The 21682-nt window shown below is 48.1% G+C and carries 15 protein-coding genes; 8 read left to right on the top strand and 7 right to left on the bottom strand.

Translation table 11 applies throughout. From position 1 onward, the window contains the following. Window positions 1–29 precede the first annotated feature (29 nt). The 3 genes from DFER_RS04090 to DFER_RS04080 all read left to right on the top strand — a co-directional run bounded on the left by DFER_RS04090 (window position 30) and on the right by DFER_RS04080 (window position 2865). Window positions 30–587, top strand: a complete 558-nt coding sequence (locus tag DFER_RS04090) for a nucleotidyltransferase domain-containing protein (RefSeq protein ID WP_015810343.1) — start codon at window positions 30–32, stop codon at window positions 585–587. 142 nt (window positions 588–729) lie between these two features. After that, entirely contained in the window at window positions 730–2166 is a 1437-nt protein-coding gene (locus DFER_RS04085) for a ThuA domain-containing protein (protein WP_015810342.1), read from the top strand. 114 nt (window positions 2167–2280) lie between these two features. Beyond that, a complete protein-coding gene (locus DFER_RS04080) occupies window positions 2281–2865 on the top strand; it encodes a dihydrofolate reductase family protein (RefSeq protein ID WP_015810341.1) in 585 nt (194 codons plus the stop codon). Between the two features lie 235 nt (window positions 2866–3100). Here the strand turns inward: DFER_RS04080 and DFER_RS04075 are convergent, their stop codons facing one another. Beyond that, window positions 3101–4009, bottom strand: coding sequence for a glycoside hydrolase family 43 protein (locus DFER_RS04075; protein WP_015810340.1), 909 nt, complete (start codon window positions 4007–4009; stop codon window positions 3101–3103). A 752-nt stretch (window positions 4010–4761) separates the two neighbouring features. Here DFER_RS04075 and DFER_RS04070 point away from each other — a divergent pair. Beyond that, window positions 4762–6459: an alpha/beta hydrolase family protein gene (locus tag DFER_RS04070; RefSeq protein ID WP_015810339.1), complete on the top strand. Its 1698-nt coding sequence runs from the start codon at window positions 4762–4764 to the stop codon at window positions 6457–6459. Between the two features lie 623 nt (window positions 6460–7082). Continuing rightward, a complete protein-coding gene (locus DFER_RS04060) occupies window positions 7083–10250 on the top strand; it encodes a right-handed parallel beta-helix repeat-containing protein (protein WP_015810338.1) in 3168 nt (1055 codons plus the stop codon). A gap of 193 nt (window positions 10251–10443) precedes the next feature. Here the strand turns inward: DFER_RS04060 and DFER_RS04055 are convergent, their stop codons facing one another. The 4 genes from DFER_RS04055 to DFER_RS04040 form a co-directional block, all read right to left on the bottom strand. Continuing rightward, window positions 10444–12651: a hypothetical protein gene (locus DFER_RS04055; protein WP_015810337.1), complete on the bottom strand. Its 2208-nt coding sequence runs from the start codon at window positions 12649–12651 to the stop codon at window positions 10444–10446. Between the two features lie 23 nt (window positions 12652–12674). Then, on the bottom strand, window positions 12675–13622 hold the full coding sequence (locus DFER_RS04050) for a phosphatidylinositol-specific phospholipase C domain-containing protein (RefSeq protein ID WP_015810336.1): 948 nt from the start codon (window positions 13620–13622) through the stop codon (window positions 12675–12677). 11 nt (window positions 13623–13633) lie between these two features. Beyond that, complete coding sequence (locus DFER_RS04045) at window positions 13634–13987, bottom strand: hypothetical protein (RefSeq protein WP_143828652.1); 354 nt, start codon at window positions 13985–13987, stop codon at window positions 13634–13636. Between the two features lie 801 nt (window positions 13988–14788). Further along, window positions 14789–15205, bottom strand: coding sequence for a helix-turn-helix domain-containing protein (locus DFER_RS04040; protein ID WP_015810334.1), 417 nt, complete (start codon window positions 15203–15205; stop codon window positions 14789–14791). A 185-nt stretch (window positions 15206–15390) separates the two neighbouring features. Here DFER_RS04040 and DFER_RS04035 point away from each other — a divergent pair, with 185 nt between their 5' ends. The 3 genes from DFER_RS04035 (at window position 15391) to DFER_RS04025 (ending at window position 17101) form a co-directional block, all read left to right on the top strand. Beyond that, the gene (locus tag DFER_RS04035) at window positions 15391–15735 is read left to right on the top strand and encodes a nuclear transport factor 2 family protein (RefSeq protein WP_015810333.1); all 345 of its coding nucleotides are present in this window, start codon (window positions 15391–15393) and stop codon (window positions 15733–15735) included. A gap of 232 nt (window positions 15736–15967) precedes the next feature. Then, window positions 15968–16357 carry a DoxX family protein gene (locus DFER_RS04030; protein WP_015810332.1) on the top strand — a complete coding sequence of 130 codons (390 nt, stop codon included), beginning with the start codon at window positions 15968–15970 and terminating at the stop codon, window positions 16355–16357. A 150-nt stretch (window positions 16358–16507) separates the two neighbouring features. Further along, window positions 16508–17101, top strand: a complete 594-nt coding sequence (locus tag DFER_RS04025) for a carbonic anhydrase (protein WP_015810331.1) — start codon at window positions 16508–16510, stop codon at window positions 17099–17101. Window positions 17102–17142: 41 nt separating this feature from the next. On the opposite strand, the gene DFER_RS04020 is transcribed toward DFER_RS04025, so the two are convergent. Both DFER_RS04020 and DFER_RS04015 read right to left on the bottom strand, forming a co-directional pair. After that, window positions 17143–17562 carry a helix-turn-helix domain-containing protein gene (locus tag DFER_RS04020; RefSeq protein WP_041734726.1) on the bottom strand — a complete coding sequence of 140 codons (420 nt, stop codon included), beginning with the start codon at window positions 17560–17562 and terminating at the stop codon, window positions 17143–17145. 67 nt (window positions 17563–17629) lie between these two features. Beyond that, the gene (locus DFER_RS04015) at window positions 17630–21664 is read right to left on the bottom strand and encodes a hybrid sensor histidine kinase/response regulator transcription factor (RefSeq protein WP_050774608.1); all 4035 of its coding nucleotides are present in this window, start codon (window positions 21662–21664) and stop codon (window positions 17630–17632) included. Window positions 21665–21682 lie beyond the last annotated feature (18 nt).

The raw sequence follows: 21682 nt of genomic DNA, 5'->3' as shown, positions 1-21682 counted from the left end.
ACCCCAATTACTGACAAACCTATTAATCCATGGAAAATCCGAAGCACAATAACGAATACGACCGTCCAGACGATAGTATTGCACGTCATTTGCACTTAATCGAATTTATATTCGACGCAGCTTCTTCCGAAGGTATAAAATTATGGCTGGAAAGCGGCTGGGCGATCGATGCCCGCCTTGGCCGGATTACCCGTCCGCACGACGACATCGACATCGCCTACCCGCAAGAGCACCACGATGCATATGTGAAGCTGCTCCATAATCTGGGCTTCTGCGAATACAAGCAGCTTGACTACGGCTTCCTCATGCAACGAGACGGCGTCCTGATCGACTCCGAGCCCTGCGTAAAGATAGGGCCGGACTATGAACTGCCGGGCTTTCCTGCCGGGTCTTGTCCGGCCATGCCAGAGGGATGGCTGAATGGCAAACCTGTTCATTGCATTAGCTGGCAAGCGATGCACTTCGAATTTATGGGTTATGAGCAGGAAATCTCACGGTCGGACTGGCGGGCAAAGGATCACGAGAGCCTCAGGATAATCGAACTCCACCTGAGCGCTGCGAAAAACGATAACCATTTAAAATGGTAGTAACTAATGTCGGACGTATCCGCTCAGGACAAGCAAGGCCGACGGGCTTCAACTTACCACGTCAGGCATTCAGTGGCCGGTGACGGGCACACTGAAAAAGGTCAATTACGGCAACCACAAACTCATTTTAAACAATTTATAAATGAAAGTTACATACAGATTAGCAACCATATTCATCGCCGCCACCGTTCTTTCCCTCACTAAATGTTACGGCCAGGCAAAGCCCAAAGTGCTCATCATCACCGGCAATGGAAACGTTCCAGTTCAAAAACCGGAATATCCGCCATGGAGGCACGCATTTCAAAACAACAAGGTGGCGGAGATTTTGCGGGAAGTTACCGATGTGGATTCAACGACTGATCTCCGCATGCTCAACGACGGCACACTTGCAAATTATGACGTGCTTATCAGCAATTCCATTTTCCTCACTCCGGACACAGCGCAGCTGGCCGCATTGGAGCGCTTCATTGTGAACGGCAAATGCCTGCTGACCCTTCACTGCGGGTTGCTTAGCTTTCTTAATTGGGACAAATACGAGCAAGTTATGGGTGGGATTTTCATCGGAGGACCATCCACAGAGCCGGAAATATTCAAGGTGAATACCGAAAACATGGAGTTTTGGGGATATGAGTATTTGTTTCGAAAGTTCGCCAGGCATCCCGTTTCCAGTGTAGTCGACGATTTTATCACGACCGACGAACTATATTATTTCCAACCTTCGACACCTGAATTCCATGTGATCGCCAGGGCAGAAAACCACCCCGTGATGTGGTGGCATCCGGTGGGAAAAGGTAAAGTGATGAGCCTGACACTTGGGCACGATGAATTAGCGAAAGCAAGCAATGGCTATCAAAAGTTGCTGATAAATGGAGTCAGGTGGCTGGTCGGAGTTCCACTCGTCCATGCCATTGCTCCAAAACCTATTTCAAACCGGCAATCTACCTACGAAAATATCACTGCCATTCATGGCTATGTGAAAGATCCGAAAGCTCCGGTGGTTTTTTCAGTCGGAGAGCAGACGCGCCCGGATCTTTTCAACTTCACAGTTTCTCCTGATCAAAAACTCCATGTCAGTCTGACGGGTAAAACCGGTGAAGGAGAGGTGGTCTTGCATGCCAAAAGCGATGCAGGGATATCGAGTGCTGCACTGGCTGTAAAGGTCGTGAACGATGGAGAGGGCAACATCGCCTCGTATCTGGGTAATCGGGCCGCAGTATCGTCCAATGAAAATCAAAGCACCCTGTTTGACGCCGCCAACCTGATAGACGCCGATTCCACGACGCGATGGTCTAGTACGGCAGCCGAATCTGCGTGGATAACAATCGATCTGCAAAAAGTGTATCCTGTCGGGCGCGTCGTATTGAACTGGGAAGCGTCCTATGCCTCCGGATATCAGGTCCTGGTTTCCGAGTTCGGGGAAAACTGGCAGGTCGTAGCTGATGTGAGGAATGGCGACGGACAGCAGGACGAGCTCACATTTCCGCCGGTGCAAGCGAGGTTCGTAAAGATCCTTGCCCAACAACGTGCTGCCCAGAAGTGGGGTTACTCAATTTATGAGGTTGAAGTCTATAAGCGGTAAAGAGTTTTCTTCACGCTTTTAATATTTCAATAAAAATTTACCACAAAAATTGCGAAACCATTTGGTTGCGCATATATTTGCAACCAAATGGTTTCATATTAATTTATTAGCAAAATGAGAAAGTTAAAATTGCAGGTGCAGATGTCTATCGATGGTTTTATATCGGGACCAAATGGCGAAATGGACTGGTTAGTTTTTGACTGGTCAGAGGACGTAAAAAAATATGTCGAAGAGATTACTAAACCCGTAGACACTATTTTACTGGGAAGAAATCTCGCGACCGGATTTATTCCACATTGGGCTGCTGTGGCGGAGGATGACAAAAACCCGGAACAAGACGCGGGCATTGTTTATTCGGAGACTCACAAAATAGTGTTTAGTAAAACGCTCCTCAAATCAGAGTGGAACAATACAACCGTTGAAAACGGCAATCTGGTTGAGACAATAACCGAAATTAAACAAAGCACTGGTGGCGATATCATAGTGTATGGTGGTGCTACGTTTGTTTCGGCCCTAATTAAGGAAGGACTAGTTGACGAACTACATTTATTTATCAATCCTTCCATTCTGGGAAAAGGCATGCCCATTTTTAATACGATTGATACTGTGCATAAACTGCATCCAATCTGTTGTAAGCATTTCGAATGTGGAATAATATTGACCGTTTACAAATCACAATCGTTGCAGGATCAACGTTGATGACATTGCCAGGATGATCGCTGTAATGCCGGTCATCCTGTTTCATGGTACCTAAAAGCGATCCGACTGTTGAAATCTGAACCCGAAAAGCAAACATTGGCAAAGAAAATTACCTTCCTTTACGATAAGCTGGAAAGTGACAGGAGGTGACAGCAACACTCACGGACGTTTGTTCAACCAACCTGATACATGTACAGCGGGACTTGCTTTCACTAATCTGTAAAAGGCCAACGCTTCAAAAGCTCGCCTGCAATAGCCCGCCGGACGTCATCTGTACGGGCCTGATCAACCCGTCATTTTCATAAAATAGCCTGTCAACACACACCGACCGCCGATGACTTCCGCCTCCGGGCAGGGTGCCGTTGTGGTAAAAGAAATAATCATTACCCTGAAAATGAATAATCGCCGGACGGTTGGTTTCACAGTTACCGGCTACTTCATTGATGATGCCCATAAATTTCCACGGACCTTGATTGCTGTCACTCACTGCATACGCCACTCTTTCCGGCATGCCATATCCATAGCTTAGATAGTAGCGTGCGCCACGCTTGTGCAGATGAGCGCCTTCCGCAAATTGCGGAAGATCGATGGTGCCGATCGGGCCGTCCAGCTCCACCATAGAGCCCTTCAACCTGGCCCAATAGCACACTTTACTCCCCCAGAAAATATAGGCCTGCCCGTCATCGTCAATGATGACAGTCGGATCAAGATTGGCTTTCAGGTTTTCAGTTTCAGGGATCATTTCGTGGTCAATCAGCGCTGTCCCTCTGGCGTCGACGAAAGGGCCCAGCGGATTGTCGGCTACTGCAACGCCGATCGCCTTTCCGGCAATGCTGCCATGACTTACAGCTGCATACCAAAAAAACTGCTTGTCTTTTTGAATAACTTTCGATGCATAGGCGTCTCCGCTTGACCAGGCAAAGTCAACCGCTTTCATCAACGCCCCATGGGATTTCCAATTCAGCAGGTCTTCCGATGAGAAGCATAGCCAGTCATTCATAACATAATCGTTCACGCCAGCTGGTGGATCATCATGCCCTGTGTACAGGTAAATTTTGTTCTCGTGAACAAGCACCGTCGGATCGGCGGTATAAATGTGTTTGATGATGGGATTACCATCCGGTATTTCAATATGATCGCTCATAGGTGGTTATCTTCATGAATAATGTTGCTGACTGGCCGTCAGGACTTACTGTGAAAGATAATGAGTTCACAGGGCTATTCTCTGTAAGCAGTTCGAATTGGGAGTCATCCAGATTCAGAGATAAGTCGTTTTACCATCTTTGCCAGGTTTGCATAAGAGGTCAAGCCGGATATCTTCACCCCTCTGCCAGCAATAGTCATTGTGATAGTCGGACACGTCTGGATCCTTGCATTTATCTGAAGGACATGACATTTCAAACCGCTTGGACTAAAACTTTAGAACGAAACGATTACACAAATGATAAGAAATATATTTGCAAAAACCTAATGGGCGAACGGCTAATAAGGTATTGCCAAAAGTAGGGCTGAACAACTTCGAATGGAAATCCGGGCAAGGTTCAACATTTGTTACTTGATTGAACTTTAGTGCTAAAGTTCCCCGCCTTCCGGCAATACGCAACCCGTTGTGCGTAATGCAGTGTAACTTCCCTCATAAATTGACCAAGAGTAATGTTTCCCGGTGAGTGATGCGGTGATTAAAAGACATTGTGAGCTTTTTAAAGATAAGCATATCATTCCGGTTCAACTCAGGTCATAACATTCCGGTAACCTTTTCCGTAACCTGCTTTGCTCCATTATTCTTTGCTCTAAGAAGCAATGCAACGTTGTTATCCTAATTGTCTCTTTCGACTATCCAACTCAGATTAAAACATAAATGGGCGTTGACTATTCTTACCGTAAATACATATTCGAATGAAAAATACTATTTACCTTACCGCGGTTACTGTAATCAAAATTCTGATACCACTGCTTTGCTTAGCCCAATCAAAAAGTCCTGCACTGGATAGCATGGGAGCAAATATGGGCAGACAGAATTGGGAAAGAGCAATTCATTGGGCGTTAAAGGCGGCAGAAGCGGATCCTTCTGAGAAAAATTGGCGCTATTTGAATGCAGCGACCTTCGCCAGCCGCAATCACAATGCGGATTTGGCCATTAAGTATGCAACATTGGTAGTCGACTCGGAAATAGCGACCAATGCTGGCTTCGGGAGCAGTTTTGATTGGCTACGAAAAGATAGCCGATGGATACAACTGATGGATAGGGTGGCTCAGCTCAAGGAAAAGGAGCGCCAAAAGCGTATTCAGGAAAGTTTGCCTTTTCGAAACTACCAGCGCGAACTGCTTGGTCAAACCGAAAATCATCTGGGTTCTCTGGCTAATATTTCATCTGCCGAGGAGCTTTCTAAAGCAATTCAGGTCACAAGTCCGGTTCATAGCTATTCCCATTCCGGGCGTTTCGGCTACTACTGGCTCACCCTGTCAGACTCGCTGGAATTTCCTTACTTAGCACAGCTACCGATTAACTTTGATGTACATCGACGCTATCCTATGGTAGTCGTATTGCACGGGGCTGTCAGCCGACAAATTACATTACCCGACGTTGCCGACAGTACGCGGCATATTGCCTTCTTCGGCAGACCTTTTTTTGATCGCGCCTATCAATCTGGCGTGATTGCAGTTTTCCCGTATAGCACCAACCGTTATAACTGGATGATGCCTGACGACGGTTTTGATCTGGTTCCCAACCTGGTTCGACAGGTTAAAAAAATGTATTCTATTGATGACCAACGCGTGTATCTGGCCGGCCATTCGAACGGCGCGACTGGTGCCTTCTCCTACCTCTTGAAACAACCAGGCCTGTTTGCTGGCTTTGCAGGTTTAAATAATCGACCACAAGTGCGGACTGGCGGGACTTTTTTGCTTAACGGGACCAATCGTTCTTTTTACAATGTGTCGACTGACTACGACTACTATTTTCCCTTAGAGGGTCATAGAACCTTAGCGAATTTGGCCAAGCAGCTTAACATAGATTGGGTTAATCAAGAAGTTGTGGGGCACCGCAATCATTCGTTTCTCGTTAATTCCCAGGATAGTACTGTTGTGAAAATATATGAAGCCCTTTTTAACAATCTATTGGTCAAAAGACGGAATCCATTTCAACCTAGATTATATTGGGAGTGTGACAATGTGAGGCATGGACGTGTTGACTGGCTTGCAATAAACGAACTTGATACCCTGATCAAAAAGGCATCATGGCATACTCATCAAAACTTCGCGGTTACCGGGTGGCGAGAAGTGATGAACCCCGAAATTATCCTTGACAGCACTTCTCAGGCATTTGGTTTTCCGCGTCGATCGGGAGCTGTTGAGGCCTACTACTCAAACAATCGTTTTGAGCTAAAAACCTCCCGCGTAAAATCTGTCAGTATTTATTTATCGCCTGAAATGATTGATTTTAAGAAGCCCATTGCAGTTGTAATAAATGGCATTTCGGTATTTAACGGTAATGTTTCAGCAAATCGCGAGTTTATAATTGACGCATACCGTCGGGAAATGGATCATCAGGCTATTTGGGTAAAGAGATTGCAATTCAGGGTGCCTAAGAAATAAAAGTCGGCCTCCGACTATAAATCTCATGAAACGACTGAAGTACTGTATAGATCAGCATTTCCTTCTGGCCTTCGCTGCGCACCATATGGTGGGTGACGACCCTGCATTTAACTTAATCGCGCGGCTGGTCATGCTTTCCAGGGTCATAGTCTTTTATATTTGTTACGCTCGGCTCAGGCAGCATAGCTTAATTAATTAATTAATTAATTAATTAATGGGCATCTCGCCATTGACCAGACCCATTTTGTAAAAGTCCCGCCGCGCGGCTTTGACCGGAACATGTGTTGATTCCGGAAGGGCGTGAACTTTAAAACCTTTGAGTCGAAGGTCCAACTTATTTAGTCCGAGTATTCCAGTCTTTTCTTCACTTTGCATGTGGCAAAGTTATCAAAATCAATTCTTTACAAATCCGAGCTCATAGGCAATTTCTGACATGCAGAAGCCCGAAAGCAACCATGATGGTAAGGGAGTCCCTCTTGATGAGTTCAAGAAACGACAAAAATACCTATCGTGGGTTATTTTGGTGATTTTATACCAAACTTTGTCCGCAATACCCTTTGGGTTTTCTCGGATTAAATCCATTGCTTTAACGAAATTTCTAAACTCCTCTATTTCTGCTTGGTATGCATTCAACTATCCGTTCCTCAAAGAATGAAAAACTGTTCTTTGTCTTCCCTCGAACCGCCCTCTGCCGGGCGATTTTTTTGTTTCTAAGCACATTTTCAATCATTGCATCCGCCCAGGCGAAGATCTGGTATGTGACCTATTCGGGGGGAGCTACTACGAAGGATGGGCGCAGCTGGGGCACCGCCTATAACACGCTGCAGTCCACTATCGACCAAAGCGAAGCTGGCGATCAGATTTGGGTCGCCGGAGGCACCTACTATCCGGAATTTTCATCGGCGGGACTGAGCTTAAAAGAAGGTGTAAAGGTCTATGGTGGTTTTTCGGGAACCGAAGCGAATCTGACTGATCGAAACTTAAAACTGACCCAGAACAAAAGTGTGATTACTGGCGGTCGCCTACATTCTTACACCATTAACAATGACCACACGGAGGCGGACGGCCTGACAAGAGCTACGTTACTGGATGGCTTTACGGTTATAGGAGGCATATTGGGCGGTATGCGCAACTATCACTCTTCGCCCACCTTGTCGAATCTGTTCTTTAAAGAAAATGGTGCCTCCAATTCTCTTGGTGCGGTAATCATTGTGGATAGCTCACCCTTGTTCGTAAATGTGATCATAACAGGCAATCAGGGGGCCGCTGCGCTGTCCAACAGCGGATCTGCGCCGGTCCTGGTCAACTGCGCTATTGTCGATAATACAGTCGAAGCCGCAGTTTTAATTAATTCAAATTCTGCTCCTGTGCTGCTCAATTGCACAATTGCCACTAAAAAAACCCAGGCCAAGGCGGTTGGCATCGGCAATATGTTGAATTCCGTACCCAAAATCCGAAACAGTATCATTTCAGCGGTAATTGCCGACATACGAAGCCACGAGTCGAGTTCTGCGGACATCAGGGACAGCCAGTTATTCACAGACTTTACCGAAGGTCCCTCAGGATTAATCCCCACTAAAAACGACCCGTTTTTTGAAAACCCTGCGTCGGGAAATTACAGATTACAGAAATGCAGTCCGGCTGTGAACATGGGCAGCAACATTTACTATGCCAGCGGCCAGAACCCCGACATATCTGGTATCTCGACGGACCTGGATGGAAACACCCGGTTTTTTGACGGCGGAAATGCGGATCTGGGGGCGTACGAATACCAGGCACTGCGCGAGCCGGCTGTAACGGGAGTCCTGTTCATCAAGCCGGGCGGAACGGGCTCGGGAATAACCTGGGAATGTGCAGCAGGAAATCCGCAAGACGCTATCGATAGGTCCTTAGCCGGACAACAGGTGTGGGTTGCCGGCGGCCAGTACTTGCTTGACAAGGACCATCCGCTTGTGATGAAGGAAGGCGTGAAAATCTATGGGGGCTTTGCCGGAACTGAAACAAGCCTTGGTGAGCGCGATCTCTCTGTTAAAGTCAATAATAGCATACTCCGTGGGAGTGGCCAGTTAGTTGTTGCCAACAGCGATGCTGGAATTACCCCGTCTGCTGTCCTGGATGGTTTTACAATTACAGGAGGTATGAACGGGATTTCCAATTCCCAGTCCTCCCCGACGCTTTCCAATCTGTTGATCACCGGTAACCCGCTAAATGGTGCATTTATGGCAGGTGGGATAATGAACTACGAATCTAATGCAATCACCACCAACTGCGCTATTGTCGGCAACCAAGGTTCTGGTACAGTGGTGGGTATCGTCAATATGTCATCGTCTCCCGTCATCACCAATTGTACGATTACCGGGAATACAACGACGGGTCCTGGGAGCGTGGGAATAGCGAATTTAGGCAATTCCGGTCCCAAAATTCGTAACTGCATCATTTACGGCAACCAGCTGGGTGTTTTCAGCGAGCCATCTTCGAGCCCGACCATTGAGTACAGCCTTGTAGACCCAAATCCGCCTACTGATCCCAACGCTCCTCAGCCGCCCGGGATTGATCCGCTTTTTGTAAATGCCGCCGCGGGCAACTACCGCTTGCAGCCGTGCAGCCCGGGCGTCAACACGGGATTCAATTACTTCCAGGCCGGGCTTACGCCTGACCTGTCAGGTCTTAACACCGATCTGGAGAGTAAACCAAGGATACGGGAGCACATGACAGATATGGGCGCCTATGAATTTGGAGGCGAAACCCGTGAACTGGCCAGTGACCTCGACGAAGCCTCCGCGACCATCGATAGGGACAAGGTGCTGACTTCCTTTGACTCCAACTGCAGGTTAGTAGCCTATCTCTTGCCCAATGGTCCGGCACCGGTTAAGGGCTATGTCAGTGCCAAAGTGTGGGTAGCCAGTTCCCAGCCGGCGAATTTTGTGAAAAGGCACTATCAGATCTCACCAGGAATCGACACCCAGCAGGCTACGGCACGGGTTACACTTTATTTTACCCAACAGGAATTCACCGATTTCAATGAGGTGAACGAGATCAAGCTGCCGCTCGATGCGGCAGATGTAGAGAATCACAAGGCAAATCTGTGGATTGAAAAACGTCCCGGATTCAGCATTGACGGATCTGGTCTGCCCAACTCTTACATTGGCGACGTAGTTTCTTTCAAGCCTTCAGAAGCAAATGGAAAGATAGAATGGAACGCCGATGCGCGGCACTGGGAAGTGAGCTTTGACGTAACCGGTTTCAGCGGATTTTTTGTAAAAACGCGCCAGTCGACATTGCCGCTCAACCTGGTTTCCTTTACCGCTACCAAAGAAGCAGGAAGCAATGTGCTGCAATGGAGCACGGCCAGCGAAATCAATACGGATCAATTCGAGATCCAGCGCAGCAGCAATGCGCGGACCTTTGTGGGCGTAGCGACGGTCGAAGCAGCCGGCAGTGGCAGTTCTCAATATAGTTATCACGATCGCACCGGCCATGACCGCACGAGTTACTACCGGCTGAAAATGTCGGACCTCGACGGGACATTTTCGTACAGCAAGATCATTTCACTCGCGGCCCACGGAGACGGGGCAGGCATTTACCCCAATCTTGCGAGAGCATCGATAACCTTCCAGGCAAGCGACGCATTGCTGCAAACAACCGCACATTTGTACGACATCATGGGCCATCGCGTGCAATCGATTACTGTTACGAGCAACCGACAGCAGCTCGATACAGAGCAATTGATTAGCGGGCTGTATATTTTGAAATTCGCCGACGGTACTGTGCAGCGGTTTGTGAAGGAGTGATACCTAACAGAATATTGGATTTTTAGAGCCCAACGTAAGCAGCTCTATTTCAAGAGGCCGTCTCAAATTAATTTTGGGGCGGCCTCTTTCCTAATTTCAACCGCACAGCGGGTAACAATCATCCAGGTCAATTAGAAACATGCCTCTCTGTTACCGCACGGTTCTCATCATCGCAACTTCGGAAGACGTTTTATCAGAATACATTTCTGATCTCATCTATCAGGCCGATGTATTGCTTCTTGATATTCCGCTGGCGGTAAGCATCCTTCCCGTTCCAGTTCCTATCCCAGTTGGCGCTGCTGAACGACCACGCATTGAGCCTCGAAAGCTGCTCATTGAGTGATTGCAGACTTTTGTTCAGGGCGGTGATTGCCCCGACGTTGGTGCTGAATGACATGCCTTTCCACGACACGCTTCCAGCTGCCGAGAATGGGATCGGATATAGCTTGACGCCATTATCGGCATTTCTCAGCAGTTTCTTGTCCTGGTCGTATTGAAATTCCAGATATTTCGCCCGGCCGGGTTTCGTGAAAACCACCTCCCACTCATAAATGGAACTCAAACCGCCCTGCGCGGGGCCGAAAGCCCAGATGTCGCCGTCGGGTGTAAGCAATGGCAGTACCTTGTAGAATGGACTGAATACTGTGTAGTTTCGGCCGTCGAAGCTGCAATTACTGAGCGAATATGTCTGGCGGGTACCATCGTTATCCTTATTCTGCAAAGGTGCGCCCACTGTCTTGCCATCCTTGATTAACCCCAGGCCCAGTTCGCAGTTTCGGAGGAAACTCACTTTGTTCCACAATGCGTAAATAGCCCGCGGAGCTTCTCCAAGATTTTGGTAAATCTCCTGCATCTTGCCAAAATTAACTCCGATATCCTGAATTTTCCCTGCGGCATTGGCAAACGCGTCCGCAATACTCAACGCGGTCACCCGCGGCTGCGACGGGTCCTTTCTCTTGAATTCGGTAATACCCGAAGAATCCGCGATGTAATACAGCCTGCTGAGCGCCTGGTAGTCCTGCAACATCACCCGCGCCCGCACTGCACCCTCTCCATCGATATGGTCGATGCTGTTGTAATAGCCCTGGGCCATCCATGGGAAGAGGTCGGGCCAGTTGGCTATCCAGACGCCCAGCGGGACATATCCCTTGGTACTCACTTCCTGCGCTGCCTTTTCGGCTTGCAGCGGCTTGCCTTCGTAAGAAACAGCACTGACGGATTCTGCCCGCTTCCTTCTCGGAGCAGTTTCCAACGCCAGCGTATCGATATCACTTTCGCTCACGTCTTCCTCGAAATCGATCAGTTGGGACCTGTCGGCTGGCTTGTCGGCATTCCGCAGAAACTCGTCCAGGGTAAGGTTCGGGTTTTCCTTTTTTGCTTTATCGTACGCCGAGGCCTTCGCCAGGGCCTCCAAGCCTTCCAGGTCTTTAATCTCGCCTACTTTCCCGGCAATGTCGCTCCCGGGCTTGGGTTTCACAAAATCGGGGATCGTAGGTGCACCCTGGGTGATTTTCATGTCCGGCGCTTTATCCATCACCTTCACGTCGGCCAATTCGCTGAACGATTTGTTCACCACCTGATCCAGCCATTTGTCGATCTGCGGGGCCAGAACGGAACCGCTGACATAGCTCGTACAATTCACCGCCACCTTCGCATCGCCGCCCGACTGGCTGCCGTCGTAGGTTGCTTTCACTGCCACGGACGCGAAAACATTGGCATAGGAAAAGTCAGCCTGACCGCCGTACTTCCAGGATTGGGATGAACTGTCGGCGGTCATTACCATTTTAACCCCTCCAAATGCGCCCCAGATTACGCCTACGACCAGCCCGTCGGCAAATTCACGCGTAAATCGTTCCGACTTATTGATCCATTCGGTTACCAGATCTTTTAATAACTTGCTTTGAGGGTCATCGTTCCCCAATGCGTTCAACGGGTTCAGTCCCGATCGGGACGACTCGGCCATAACGGCATTGTACGCGTCCAACACGGCCAGAATGCTTTGCTGGCAGGCCAGGTTTAGACCCGCGATGAAGTCACTGGCTGTGAGCTCCTCGAAATTGATATATTCCACCCCTCCCACCGACATCGCGTTGTAATTCACCGATACCGATTTACTGCTCACCGCAGAAGAGTTCCCGACATAGGCCGATAATGAGGATTTGAGCAGACTTGCCCCCGAAACGCCGTAAGCACCGGACATGCCGAACGATCCCTGGTTCATTTTATCGGAATACACGTAGCTGCTCTCCCCCGACATGGACTTCTGGGATTCCTCCTGGGTGATCATGAGGCTGATCGGGTCCCTGACGACGCTGCTGCTGAACTTTCCCGTGAGGGCATAGATGGTTGACCCGATGCTTACACCAAACAGCGGGTTGATTACTTCCGAATTACTACTCATGGTATGTCTCTGAAATAAATGTCTTAAAAATTACACTGAATGATGTGCCGGGCGATTCCGGCTTCGAGGTAATCGATATACACGATATTAGGCCGGGGCTTGTCGGGCAGGCTCATACATTCCGCCAGTACTTTTTCCAGCTCCGGGTTCGCTTCCTCCGCCAGCTTTTTGACGGAACCGCCGAAAAAGGTCCCTGCGTCGGGCGTGAGTGTCCAGGACAACAGGAACAAATAGTCCTTGCCCAGGCCGCCGTAGGTATCCAGCTTTGCCAGCTGATCGCTTTTCATCTTGTCCAGCGAGGTGGTTTTGGAATACGAATCATACACCGTGATATTAGGGCCGGCATAACTGGACCCATCGTGGTACCGGAACCGGCCCGACCGGGCGCTGATATACTCGGGATAATCGAAGACGAGGATAAATTTCCCCCTGCATTCACCCAGGGTAGTTTCCGCCAGGTTCAGGTCATACTGCTTTTGCGTGTAGAAATAGGGCTTGAACCGCATATCCGACAGAAACTGATCGATCCGGTCTTTGATCTCCCGTTCGGCGCCCCGGTTGGTGCGGATATGGGAGAATTTTAGGATGAAAGTTTCCGAAGGGTATGCTTTGATAAAGTCAATCGATTGGTTCAGAACAGCGGCCAATGGCTGGCCGTTGCAACCCGAATCGCCCGTTCTGTGATACGTGACCAATTCGCGGTGATCGTAATCCACCCGGATGTCGAAATACCGGGATCCGGCCTTCAACTGGTCTAGTATATTCAACCCCTGGGTTTGGGACAGCCCGGGGTTTAAATCCCCTCCCGCCCCGCAGTGATCCGTCTGGGACATGCCTGCGTCGTGGCTGCCTGGCATCACGATTCCGTTCAGCTTCGTGCTATCAGCCAGGCGTCCCATCCAGGCCGCCGTGTCAATCTTTTCCTCCCCAAAACCCCGCTCAATTGCTTCCGAGTATTGCTGCGTTACCATATCGATGGGTTTTAAATGGGGTACAATTCAAAAGTAATGTCCTGATCGTGGCCTTTGAAACTGCCTTTAATGTCGTATCCGACAGCATCGCGGGGTGTTGGCGTAACCCGATAGGAGCTGGTAGCGCTGCCGAAGGGGTGGTTGAAGTAAAACTCGATGGTTGTGCTGCCACCGTCGGTTTCGTACACTACGGTGCCCTCCGGCCCAACAGTCCCGCCGCTCCGGGTAGAACACGCCCAGCTGCCCGAGGATTCTATTTTGGAAGGGGGATCGGTCGTAAATTTTCCGTGTTCCGCATTTTTAGACTTCAAGGTCAACACTTTGCCTGTGTTGTTGTTAACGGTCATTTTTACTGGTCTGGCCATAGGGTAAGGTAATGATTTATGTTTGAGATAATTAACACGCGAAATACAAGCTCCGCCCGACACCCAAAAGGCCCAGCTAGTTTGTAACCGCGATTTGCAATAGAAATATTTTTACATATGAATCAAAACTAAGTACCATTTATTGTAAGAACTATTATTAAACGGTTTCATATATGCAGCCTCAGGCAGCACATTTTGCGTATGCGCCGCGTATGCCTGATAAAAAAATACCTGCTAATTTCCGGTACTCAAATAATCGTTTTGAGCTAAAAACCTCTTGAATGAAATCTGTCAGTATTTATTATCGCCTGAAATGATTGATCTTAAGAAGCCCCTTGGAGTTGTCATCAATGGCATTTCGGTATTCAACGGCACTGCTTCCCGCAGATCGTGAGTTTTAATTGACGTATACCGTCGAGAGACGGCTCATCAGGCCATTTGCGAAAAGAGAATACAATTCACAGTGACTAAGAAATAAAAGTCGGCCTCCGACTATAAATCTCATGAAACGACTGAATTAACTAAACACTTTTCAAAGTGTTTTTTGTATCTTCAAAGTAACAATTCGATGTTCAAAATGCATCAAAGCAACTTAAAAGAATCGGTTACTGTTTCGGTTACCTATTTTGAGAGGAATTTTAACTAGTTGATATACACGCGTTTTCAAGGTTTAAATTGTTCCCAGCAAGATCACAAAATGAAAAAAAATCCTGCAAATCAATTGATTGCAGGATTTTTTTTGTCGTGACTTTGCCAAGACGTTCAAATATTCGAGGAGCCAATCAAGTATGATAAACTTATTTATTTGACAACGAAGCGCTCCAACCGCTCCATCATCTCATCCTTCTCCTTCAACATCCGCTCGTAGAGTGCCATTTTTTCTTCATGAAGTTTTAAGACCGCATCAATAGGGTTGTTGTAGTTATTGATCAGGGTACCTATCTGAGAGTTGTCGTTGAAAGTGCTGCAAATTACAGTGATAGCCTGCTCTTCATCAAAATTCCGAATCGCCTCAGCCGGGATTTTCAAAATTGCCGCCACTTGCTCCAATATATCGTTATCGATCTTTTCCTTCTGTTCGAGCTGGGAGATTTTTTGCTGGTTCCAGTCTTCGCCGAGCTCAACCGCGAGCGCGTCCTGTTTCACAGACATCATCTCTCTGAATCTCTTCAAGTTACGGCCTTCGTGGATCTTCGGATTGGAGGTAGTATGTGCCATGTGGAAAGGGTGTTGGGTTAAAAAAGGCAATTTATATAAATCTGGCGGGAAGTGCTCGGATAACTTACTAGCATTGTCAGGTTAATTCCCGGTGAAGGATTACATTTAAACGTGACAAGCCGCCTGTCGGTCTTGGAGTCGCACGGTATTTTTAACAGAGAATGTCAAATAAGCATTTTACAAAAATGGGAAACAAAGAAATACTACAAACCGCCAACGCCGCCGTCATGAACGGCGACAACGAAGGATTTTTAGCATTCTGCACCGACACCGTCATATGGACTTTCGTCGGCGAGCAAACGCTCACAGGAAAGGAGGCTGTCCGGCAATATATGGCCGAGACCTATTTGGAGCCGCCAAAGTTCCAGGTTGAAAATCTGATTGCAGAAGGCGATTACGTTACCGCAATCGGCAAGATCGATTTGAAGGATCAGGACGGAACTGTAACACATTACTCATATTGTGACGTCTGGCGATTCGAGAATGGCAAGATGGCGGAATTGACCGCATTTGTGATTAAAATCGCGTAACGGCATATCCTTCTTCATACTTGCACACCGCGGATTTTCTTCTGCTTGTTTCCATTTTCCATAAATCACAGCCGCAGCCTCGGCATGCAAAATGTATTTAAAATACTTTGCCAGAAGCTGCGGCGGGAACACCTGTCTACCTCGCCCCCCAAATCGTCCACTTCGGCCACATTCTCCTACCGCCGCAGCCCGCTACGCAGCAATTTCGCCTCAGAATCTAACAAAAACGATCATGAGAACTTCAAGAATTACCTATTGGACCGGCGCAGCATTAACTTCATTATGGTTTGGCGCAAGCGGCTTTTTCGAACTGACCAGAAATCCGCTGGTCTGGGAAATTACGCAGCAATTGGGATATCCTTCGCACTTCATTTACATCCTGGGCGTGGCTAAGCTTTCCGGCGTGGCCGTGTTGCTGACGCCCAACCGACTGTTAAGATTGAAAGAATGGGTTTTCGCAGGAATATTCTTCGACATTCTCTTCGCCTTCTTTTCCAAATTAGCTGTCCTCGGCCTGCCCGCTACCGTTGACGCCGTCGTCGCATTTGGAATGGTTTCAGTCACTTATGCCATGTTCAGAAAGCTTTATCCTGCAACTTACAGCATGGTTTCATTAGCGTAGAAAGTAAAGAATCAGGATTAAAGCCAATCAATTTCTTGATGGAATAACGGTTGCGTCCGCAATGCCGCTAACGAAGTGAGGGTTAGGTTTTTGCCAGATTTATTGTATTTTGTAACCGTAACATCTCCCTAACCTCTAGCTCTACTTTCCATGAATGAAAAAACGTCCGACAGCAAACCATTTCAGGTCGCCGAATACAGGCGACCACATAAAAATGTACTGGTTATCAGCTGCATCGACCTTAGGCTCACCGACAACCTGCTCGAATTCCTGGAAGCCGAAAACCTTCACAATCGGTATGACCTTTTCAGCATTGCCGGGACGTCATTATGCATCAGCGCAACGCAAGAGCACAAATACATCAATAATTTTGAAGAGCAAGCTCAGCATTGGCGGAAGACCCTGCTCGAACATGTGAAAATTGCAGCCCAGCTTCATCTTATTGAAGACGTCTACATTATCGAGCATGAGGACTGCGGGGCCTACAAAACTTATCTTGATACAGGAGGTAATACGGGAAAGCCCGGAGAGATGCAATGTCACCGATCATTCGCTGAAAATCTAGCAAGTGAGATAATGAAAACCGATTACTTCTATGCATCAAGCAAAAAAGTGACTGAAAAGCCCAGCACCCTCAACGAGGTGAAAATCGATCAATTAAAACTGAATGTTCATGCATTTTTCATGAACGTCACCGGCAAGGTCTTTCACATATTTTCCAAGCAATCAGCACATATTGCTTAGAATGGCCTTGCAGGTGACAGCAATATGCTTGAACCGCATTTTTATTTATCACCAATCAGCCGCTCCAACCGCCCCATCATCTCATCCTTCTCCTTCAACATCCGTTCATACAAAGCGATTTTCTCCTCATGAAGCTGCATCAATTTGTCTATGGGATGTAAGTTAAAAGTCCCGAAGTTGAAAGAGTTTTCTACCTTGTCAAAGGTATTTGAGATAATATTTACCGCCTGGTCCTCATCAAAATTCCGGATCGCTTCGGCTGGAATTTTGAGGATTGCAGCAACCTGCTCCAGAATATCCGAATCAATCCTTTCTTTTTGTTCCAGCAGAGACACTTTTTGCTGATTCCAATCCTTGCCGAGCTGAATCGCCATCGCGTCTTGTTTCAGGCCAAGCAGCTCCCGAAATCGTTTTAAATTGCGTCCTTGGTGAATGTTTCGATGGGAGACAGTATGTGTCATGCGGCGAGTTTTTTGGTTAAAAAGGCAATTTATTAAAATCTGCCGGGATGTGGTGAGATAACTTTTTCTATTCCTTGGTTATCGTGCGGGCATATTCCTTCGGCGTCACCCCGAACTCTTCCCGGAAACATTTTGAAAAATAGGAAAGACTCGAAAAGCCAACATCATACATGACCTCGGAGATATTTCCACCCTTGTTTTCAAGCATCAGGGAAGCTTTTTTGATCCGGTATTTTTTGATGATTTCATTTGCAGAAAACTGGGTCAGCGATTTGAGCTTTCTGGACAAATGCGCGGAGCTCATTCCAATTTCCGAACCCAACATCTCTACGGTGAAATCAGGATCGGATATATGCGCCTCGATAATATTCATCACTTTACGGACAAACTTGTCGTCCTTGTTTTCCTTGCCTTCATCGGCGGTCGGCGTTACGATCAGCTCGTGGCGGAAATAGGCGGTCAGTTCTCTTTTTCGCTGCAAGAGATTTTCGATCTGCGCGTCCAGTAATTCAATATCAAAAGGCTTGGTGATGTAAGCGTCTGCTCCAATCCGGATTCCTTCAATTTTCTGGGAAGCCAGGCTGCGGGCAGTGAGCAGAATGACGGAAAACTGGCTGGTTTTAGGATTGCTTTTGATTTTACTGCACAAAGTAAGACCGTCCATCACGGGCATCATCACGTCCGAAATGATTACCTCCGGTGCCAGTTCCGCTGCTTTTCTGAAACCTTCTGCCCCATCACCCGCAATGGCAAACCTGTATTTTTCACTTAGGCTCAGCCTGATAAAGTCGACCATATCCGGATTGTCCTCCACAATCAAAAGCAGCGGCTTCTCCTGATCCGACAATATCGTTTCAGCATCATCCGGAGTCGGCGGTGCAGGCTGGAACCTGGAATAAATATCCGGTTCGATCTGCGACATGAGCTGATCCGCATTTCCTTTGGGCAGCGAAATCGTGAACGTACTTCCTGCCCCGGGTGTACTTTCCAGATTGATTTCCCCACGGTGCATTTTCACATATTCAAGCGTGAGCGCCAGCCCTATCCCCGACCCCATTTCCATTTTCCGCGATTCGGCTGTCTGATAAAACCGCTCGAAAATGCGCGCCTGATCTTCGGCCGAAATGCCTGTTCCCGTGTCAGAAATGTGTATTAAAACGTCAATTTCAGAAGCATTTGACGCGTTCAGGACCTCAATACCCAGCCTGATCGAACCGCCGTTTGGAGTGAATTTAAATGCATTCGACAGGAGGTTAAAAACCATCGTTTCCACCTTTTCAACATCTGCAATCATTTCAAATTCGGTGACGCTACTGGAAAATGTGTAGTCGATTTCGTGCCGGGCAGCTTTGTCGGAAAAATGGGAATAAAGCTCTTGCAGCAAGCGCACGATCTCCACTTTGGTCATGTTAAGATGCAGCGTATCGCTCTGCATTTTCTTGAAATCCAGCACCTGGTTTACCACGCGCAGCAGTCTGTGCGAGTTCTTTTCGGCAAGAGAAATGAGCTTGAAATTCTCAGCATTCAATTTTCCGTTCTTCATAATCTGATGAATGGGCGGCAGAATGAGGCTGATCGGCGTGCGCAGTTCATGGGAAATGTTGGTAAAAAACTGCTCTTTCGTCTGCTCGATTTCCTCGGCATGGGCAATTTCCAACTTACTGATTTTCAATTCATTTTCAAGCTTGATGCGGCTCGAATAGATTTTTAATGCGATATAAATCCCGGCCACGATCAGGCAGAAATAAAGTATCAGAAACCTTGTACTGAGAAAGAAAGGCGGATTGACGGTGATTTTTGTTGAGCTTATTTCGTCACTCCAGATCCCGTTGTTGTTGGTACCCCGTACTTTGAAAGTGTACGTTCCGGGCGACAAATTCGAATACACCGCAAAGTTCTTCCCGCCCGAAGTCGTGTTCCAATCCTCGTCTTCGCCTTCCAGTTTGTAGGAATAATGATTTACCTCGGGCAGCCAGTAATGCAGCGACGCAAATTGCAGTTCGATGGAACGTTGCCCGTAATCGAGCTCGATCGCCGGCGTGAACGAAATGTCCCGGTCGAGGATCACGCGGTCGTTGATCTTTTCGCCGATGCCGACGGACTGGTTATTCAACAGCAGATTAGTCAGGAAAATCTTCGGCTGGTAACGGTTCGCGACGGCCTTTTCCGGTGCAAATGAAAGGTATCCGTTGTCTCCGCCAAAAAACAGCTCACCCGAGGCCGAGCGCGCCACGCAGCCGGGAGAAAAGCTTTTCAGCGGCAGGTTTTTATTCAGCGGAAAAAATTCAACCTGTTTGCTGGTCGGGTTAAACTTTTCCAGTGCTGCATTGGTGGCAGTCCAGATATTACCTTGCCGATCCTCCGCAATCGCCGTGCGGGCAATGCTGTAATTGGCAATCACATGGAAATCAGCATTACCGGTTTTCGGATCGTAGGCAATTAGTCCATGCTGCGTCGCCGCCCAGATCGTACCGTTTTTGGCCATAAAAAAGCTGCTGACCGTTTTTCGGGCCGCCTCGCGGTCGAATGCGGCAATCTTTTTCTTCTGGTAGCTTAGAAGATCGAGCTGAAAAAGTTCGTCGGACTCGATCAGCCACAAAAAGCCGCTTCCGTAGAGGAATTGGTTGGTTTCTGCCTTTGAGATCAGTTTAAAATGCAGATTTTCAATGGACTCTGTGCTATTCGTAACCTGGAAAATCCCGGCTTCCCAGGCGCCTACCAGCAGCGTTCCGTCGGGTGTTTCTACAAAATTGTTGATGTAATTAGATGCAAGCCCGTTGGTCTTGCTGGCAGCCACCGCGTGCATTTGCTGCTTGCTTTCATCCCACACATTAATGCCCGCCGCCGTGCCGATCCAGATCCGCCCGTGGCGGTCTTCATGAAAATTGGCCACATTATTGATCAGCAGCCGGCTTTTTTCCGGTGAATCAATGTCAAATTTGCGGCTTTGGCCGGTTTGCGGATCGTAGCGGATTACGCCGTGCAAGGTGCCGATCCAGTAAATGCCGCTCCTGCTCACGAGGAGTGATTTCACCTGGTTACCAATTATTTGCGCGCCCGATTGCTGGGTTACGCCGTGATATTGGTACAAATTATCCATCTGGTTCACCTTGCTGATCCCATTGGAAGTGGCAAACCAGAGTACTCCCGCCCGGTCTTCAAAAATCTGCCAGATCACATTGTTCGATATCGAGTAGGGCGACTGCGGATTGTGAAAATAGCGTTCGTTTTTACCGGTCGCCGGATCATACACATTCAAACCAAAATCCGTCCCAAGCCACACTTTGCGGCTTTTGTCCGTGTAAATGGCTTTCACAACCTGATTACTCAAATTGATCCGCTCTCCCCGGTTTTCCAGCGAACCGGTGACGGTATTGAACCGGCAAAGGCCCGTTTCCGTCCCGACCCAAATCAACGAATCGCTATCATCGACCGGCTTGATATCGCAGATCAGGTTATTTCTCAATGCGGCATTGCCCTGTTTCAGATTGAAGCTGGTGATGGTTTGCGATTGGGGATCGAGGCGGTTAAGCCCGTCGTAAGTCCCGAGCCACAGAATTCCGTTTCGATCCTGAAAAATAGTTCGAACTATATTATGGCTCAATCCGCTGTTCTCTTTTGTCAGCGTCCGGTATCTGCCTTTTGCAAGATCATATTTGATCAACCCATTCACCGTGCCGATCCACAGGTAGTTGCCGCGACCTTTGGCAATGCTGCGTATACTAATATCCGTACCCAGCTCAATGCGCGTCACTTTGAATGTGATCGTGTTGATCTTGCACAGCCCCTTCACCGTCCCTACCCACAGCTCCTCGCCGTCGGGACAGATCGCCTGGACGCCGTTGCTGGGAATGGAATGAGCGTCGTCCCCTTTTTTGAAAACCCTGAAATGATAGCCATCGTAACGCGCCAATCCGTCGGCAGTGGCAATCCAGATGAAATCGTTGCGGTCCTGCGCGATGGCATTCATGAGATTGGTAGGCAGCCCGTCGCGGACGGAAATCGTACTGAAAAACTTCTCCTGGCCGAGGGCGCGCAAACAGGTTATGATGAAAAGGAAAATCACCACGCCCATTCTTCTGATCCAACCTTCCCGATGCATTTCCTTTTAGGGTAAAAA

It is taken from the genome of Dyadobacter fermentans DSM 18053, from assembly GCF_000023125.1.
Lineage (GTDB): Bacteria > Bacteroidota > Bacteroidia > Cytophagales > Spirosomataceae > Dyadobacter > Dyadobacter fermentans.
This window is presented reverse-complemented; position numbering and strand designations above follow the sequence as displayed.

Excerpts from the sequence above, each read along its gene's own strand:
- DFER_RS04045 (WP_143828652.1), bottom strand. The coding sequence starts at position 13,987 with ATGGCCAGACCAGTAAAAATGACCGTTAACAACAACACAGGCAAAGTG.
- DFER_RS04080 (WP_015810341.1), top strand. The coding sequence starts at position 2,281 with ATGAGAAAGTTAAAATTGCAGGTGCAGATGTCTATCGATGGTTTTATA.
- DFER_RS04030 (WP_015810332.1), top strand. The coding sequence starts at position 15,968 with ATGAGAACTTCAAGAATTACCTATTGGACCGGCGCAGCATTAACTTCA.
- DFER_RS04060 (WP_015810338.1), top strand. The coding sequence starts at position 7,083 with ATGCATTCAACTATCCGTTCCTCAAAGAATGAAAAACTGTTCTTTGTC.
- DFER_RS04035 (WP_015810333.1), top strand. The coding sequence starts at position 15,391 with ATGGGAAACAAAGAAATACTACAAACCGCCAACGCCGCCGTCATGAAC.
- DFER_RS04085 (WP_015810342.1), top strand. The coding sequence starts at position 730 with ATGAAAGTTACATACAGATTAGCAACCATATTCATCGCCGCCACCGTT.
- DFER_RS04025 (WP_015810331.1), top strand. The coding sequence starts at position 16,508 with ATGAATGAAAAAACGTCCGACAGCAAACCATTTCAGGTCGCCGAATAC.
- DFER_RS04020 (WP_041734726.1), bottom strand. The coding sequence starts at position 17,562 with ATGACACATACTGTCTCCCATCGAAACATTCACCAAGGACGCAATTTA.
- DFER_RS04090 (WP_015810343.1), top strand. The coding sequence starts at position 30 with ATGGAAAATCCGAAGCACAATAACGAATACGACCGTCCAGACGATAGT.
- DFER_RS04050 (WP_015810336.1), bottom strand. The coding sequence starts at position 13,622 with ATGGTAACGCAGCAATACTCGGAAGCAATTGAGCGGGGTTTTGGGGAG.
- DFER_RS04055 (WP_015810337.1), bottom strand. The coding sequence starts at position 12,651 with ATGAGTAGTAATTCGGAAGTAATCAACCCGCTGTTTGGTGTAAGCATC.
- DFER_RS04075 (WP_015810340.1), bottom strand. The coding sequence starts at position 4,009 with ATGAGCGATCATATTGAAATACCGGATGGTAATCCCATCATCAAACAC.
- DFER_RS04040 (WP_015810334.1), bottom strand. The coding sequence starts at position 15,205 with ATGGCACATACTACCTCCAATCCGAAGATCCACGAAGGCCGTAACTTG.
- DFER_RS04015 (WP_050774608.1), bottom strand. The coding sequence starts at position 21,664 with ATGCATCGGGAAGGTTGGATCAGAAGAATGGGCGTGGTGATTTTCCTT.
- DFER_RS04070 (WP_015810339.1), top strand. The coding sequence starts at position 4,762 with ATGAAAAATACTATTTACCTTACCGCGGTTACTGTAATCAAAATTCTG.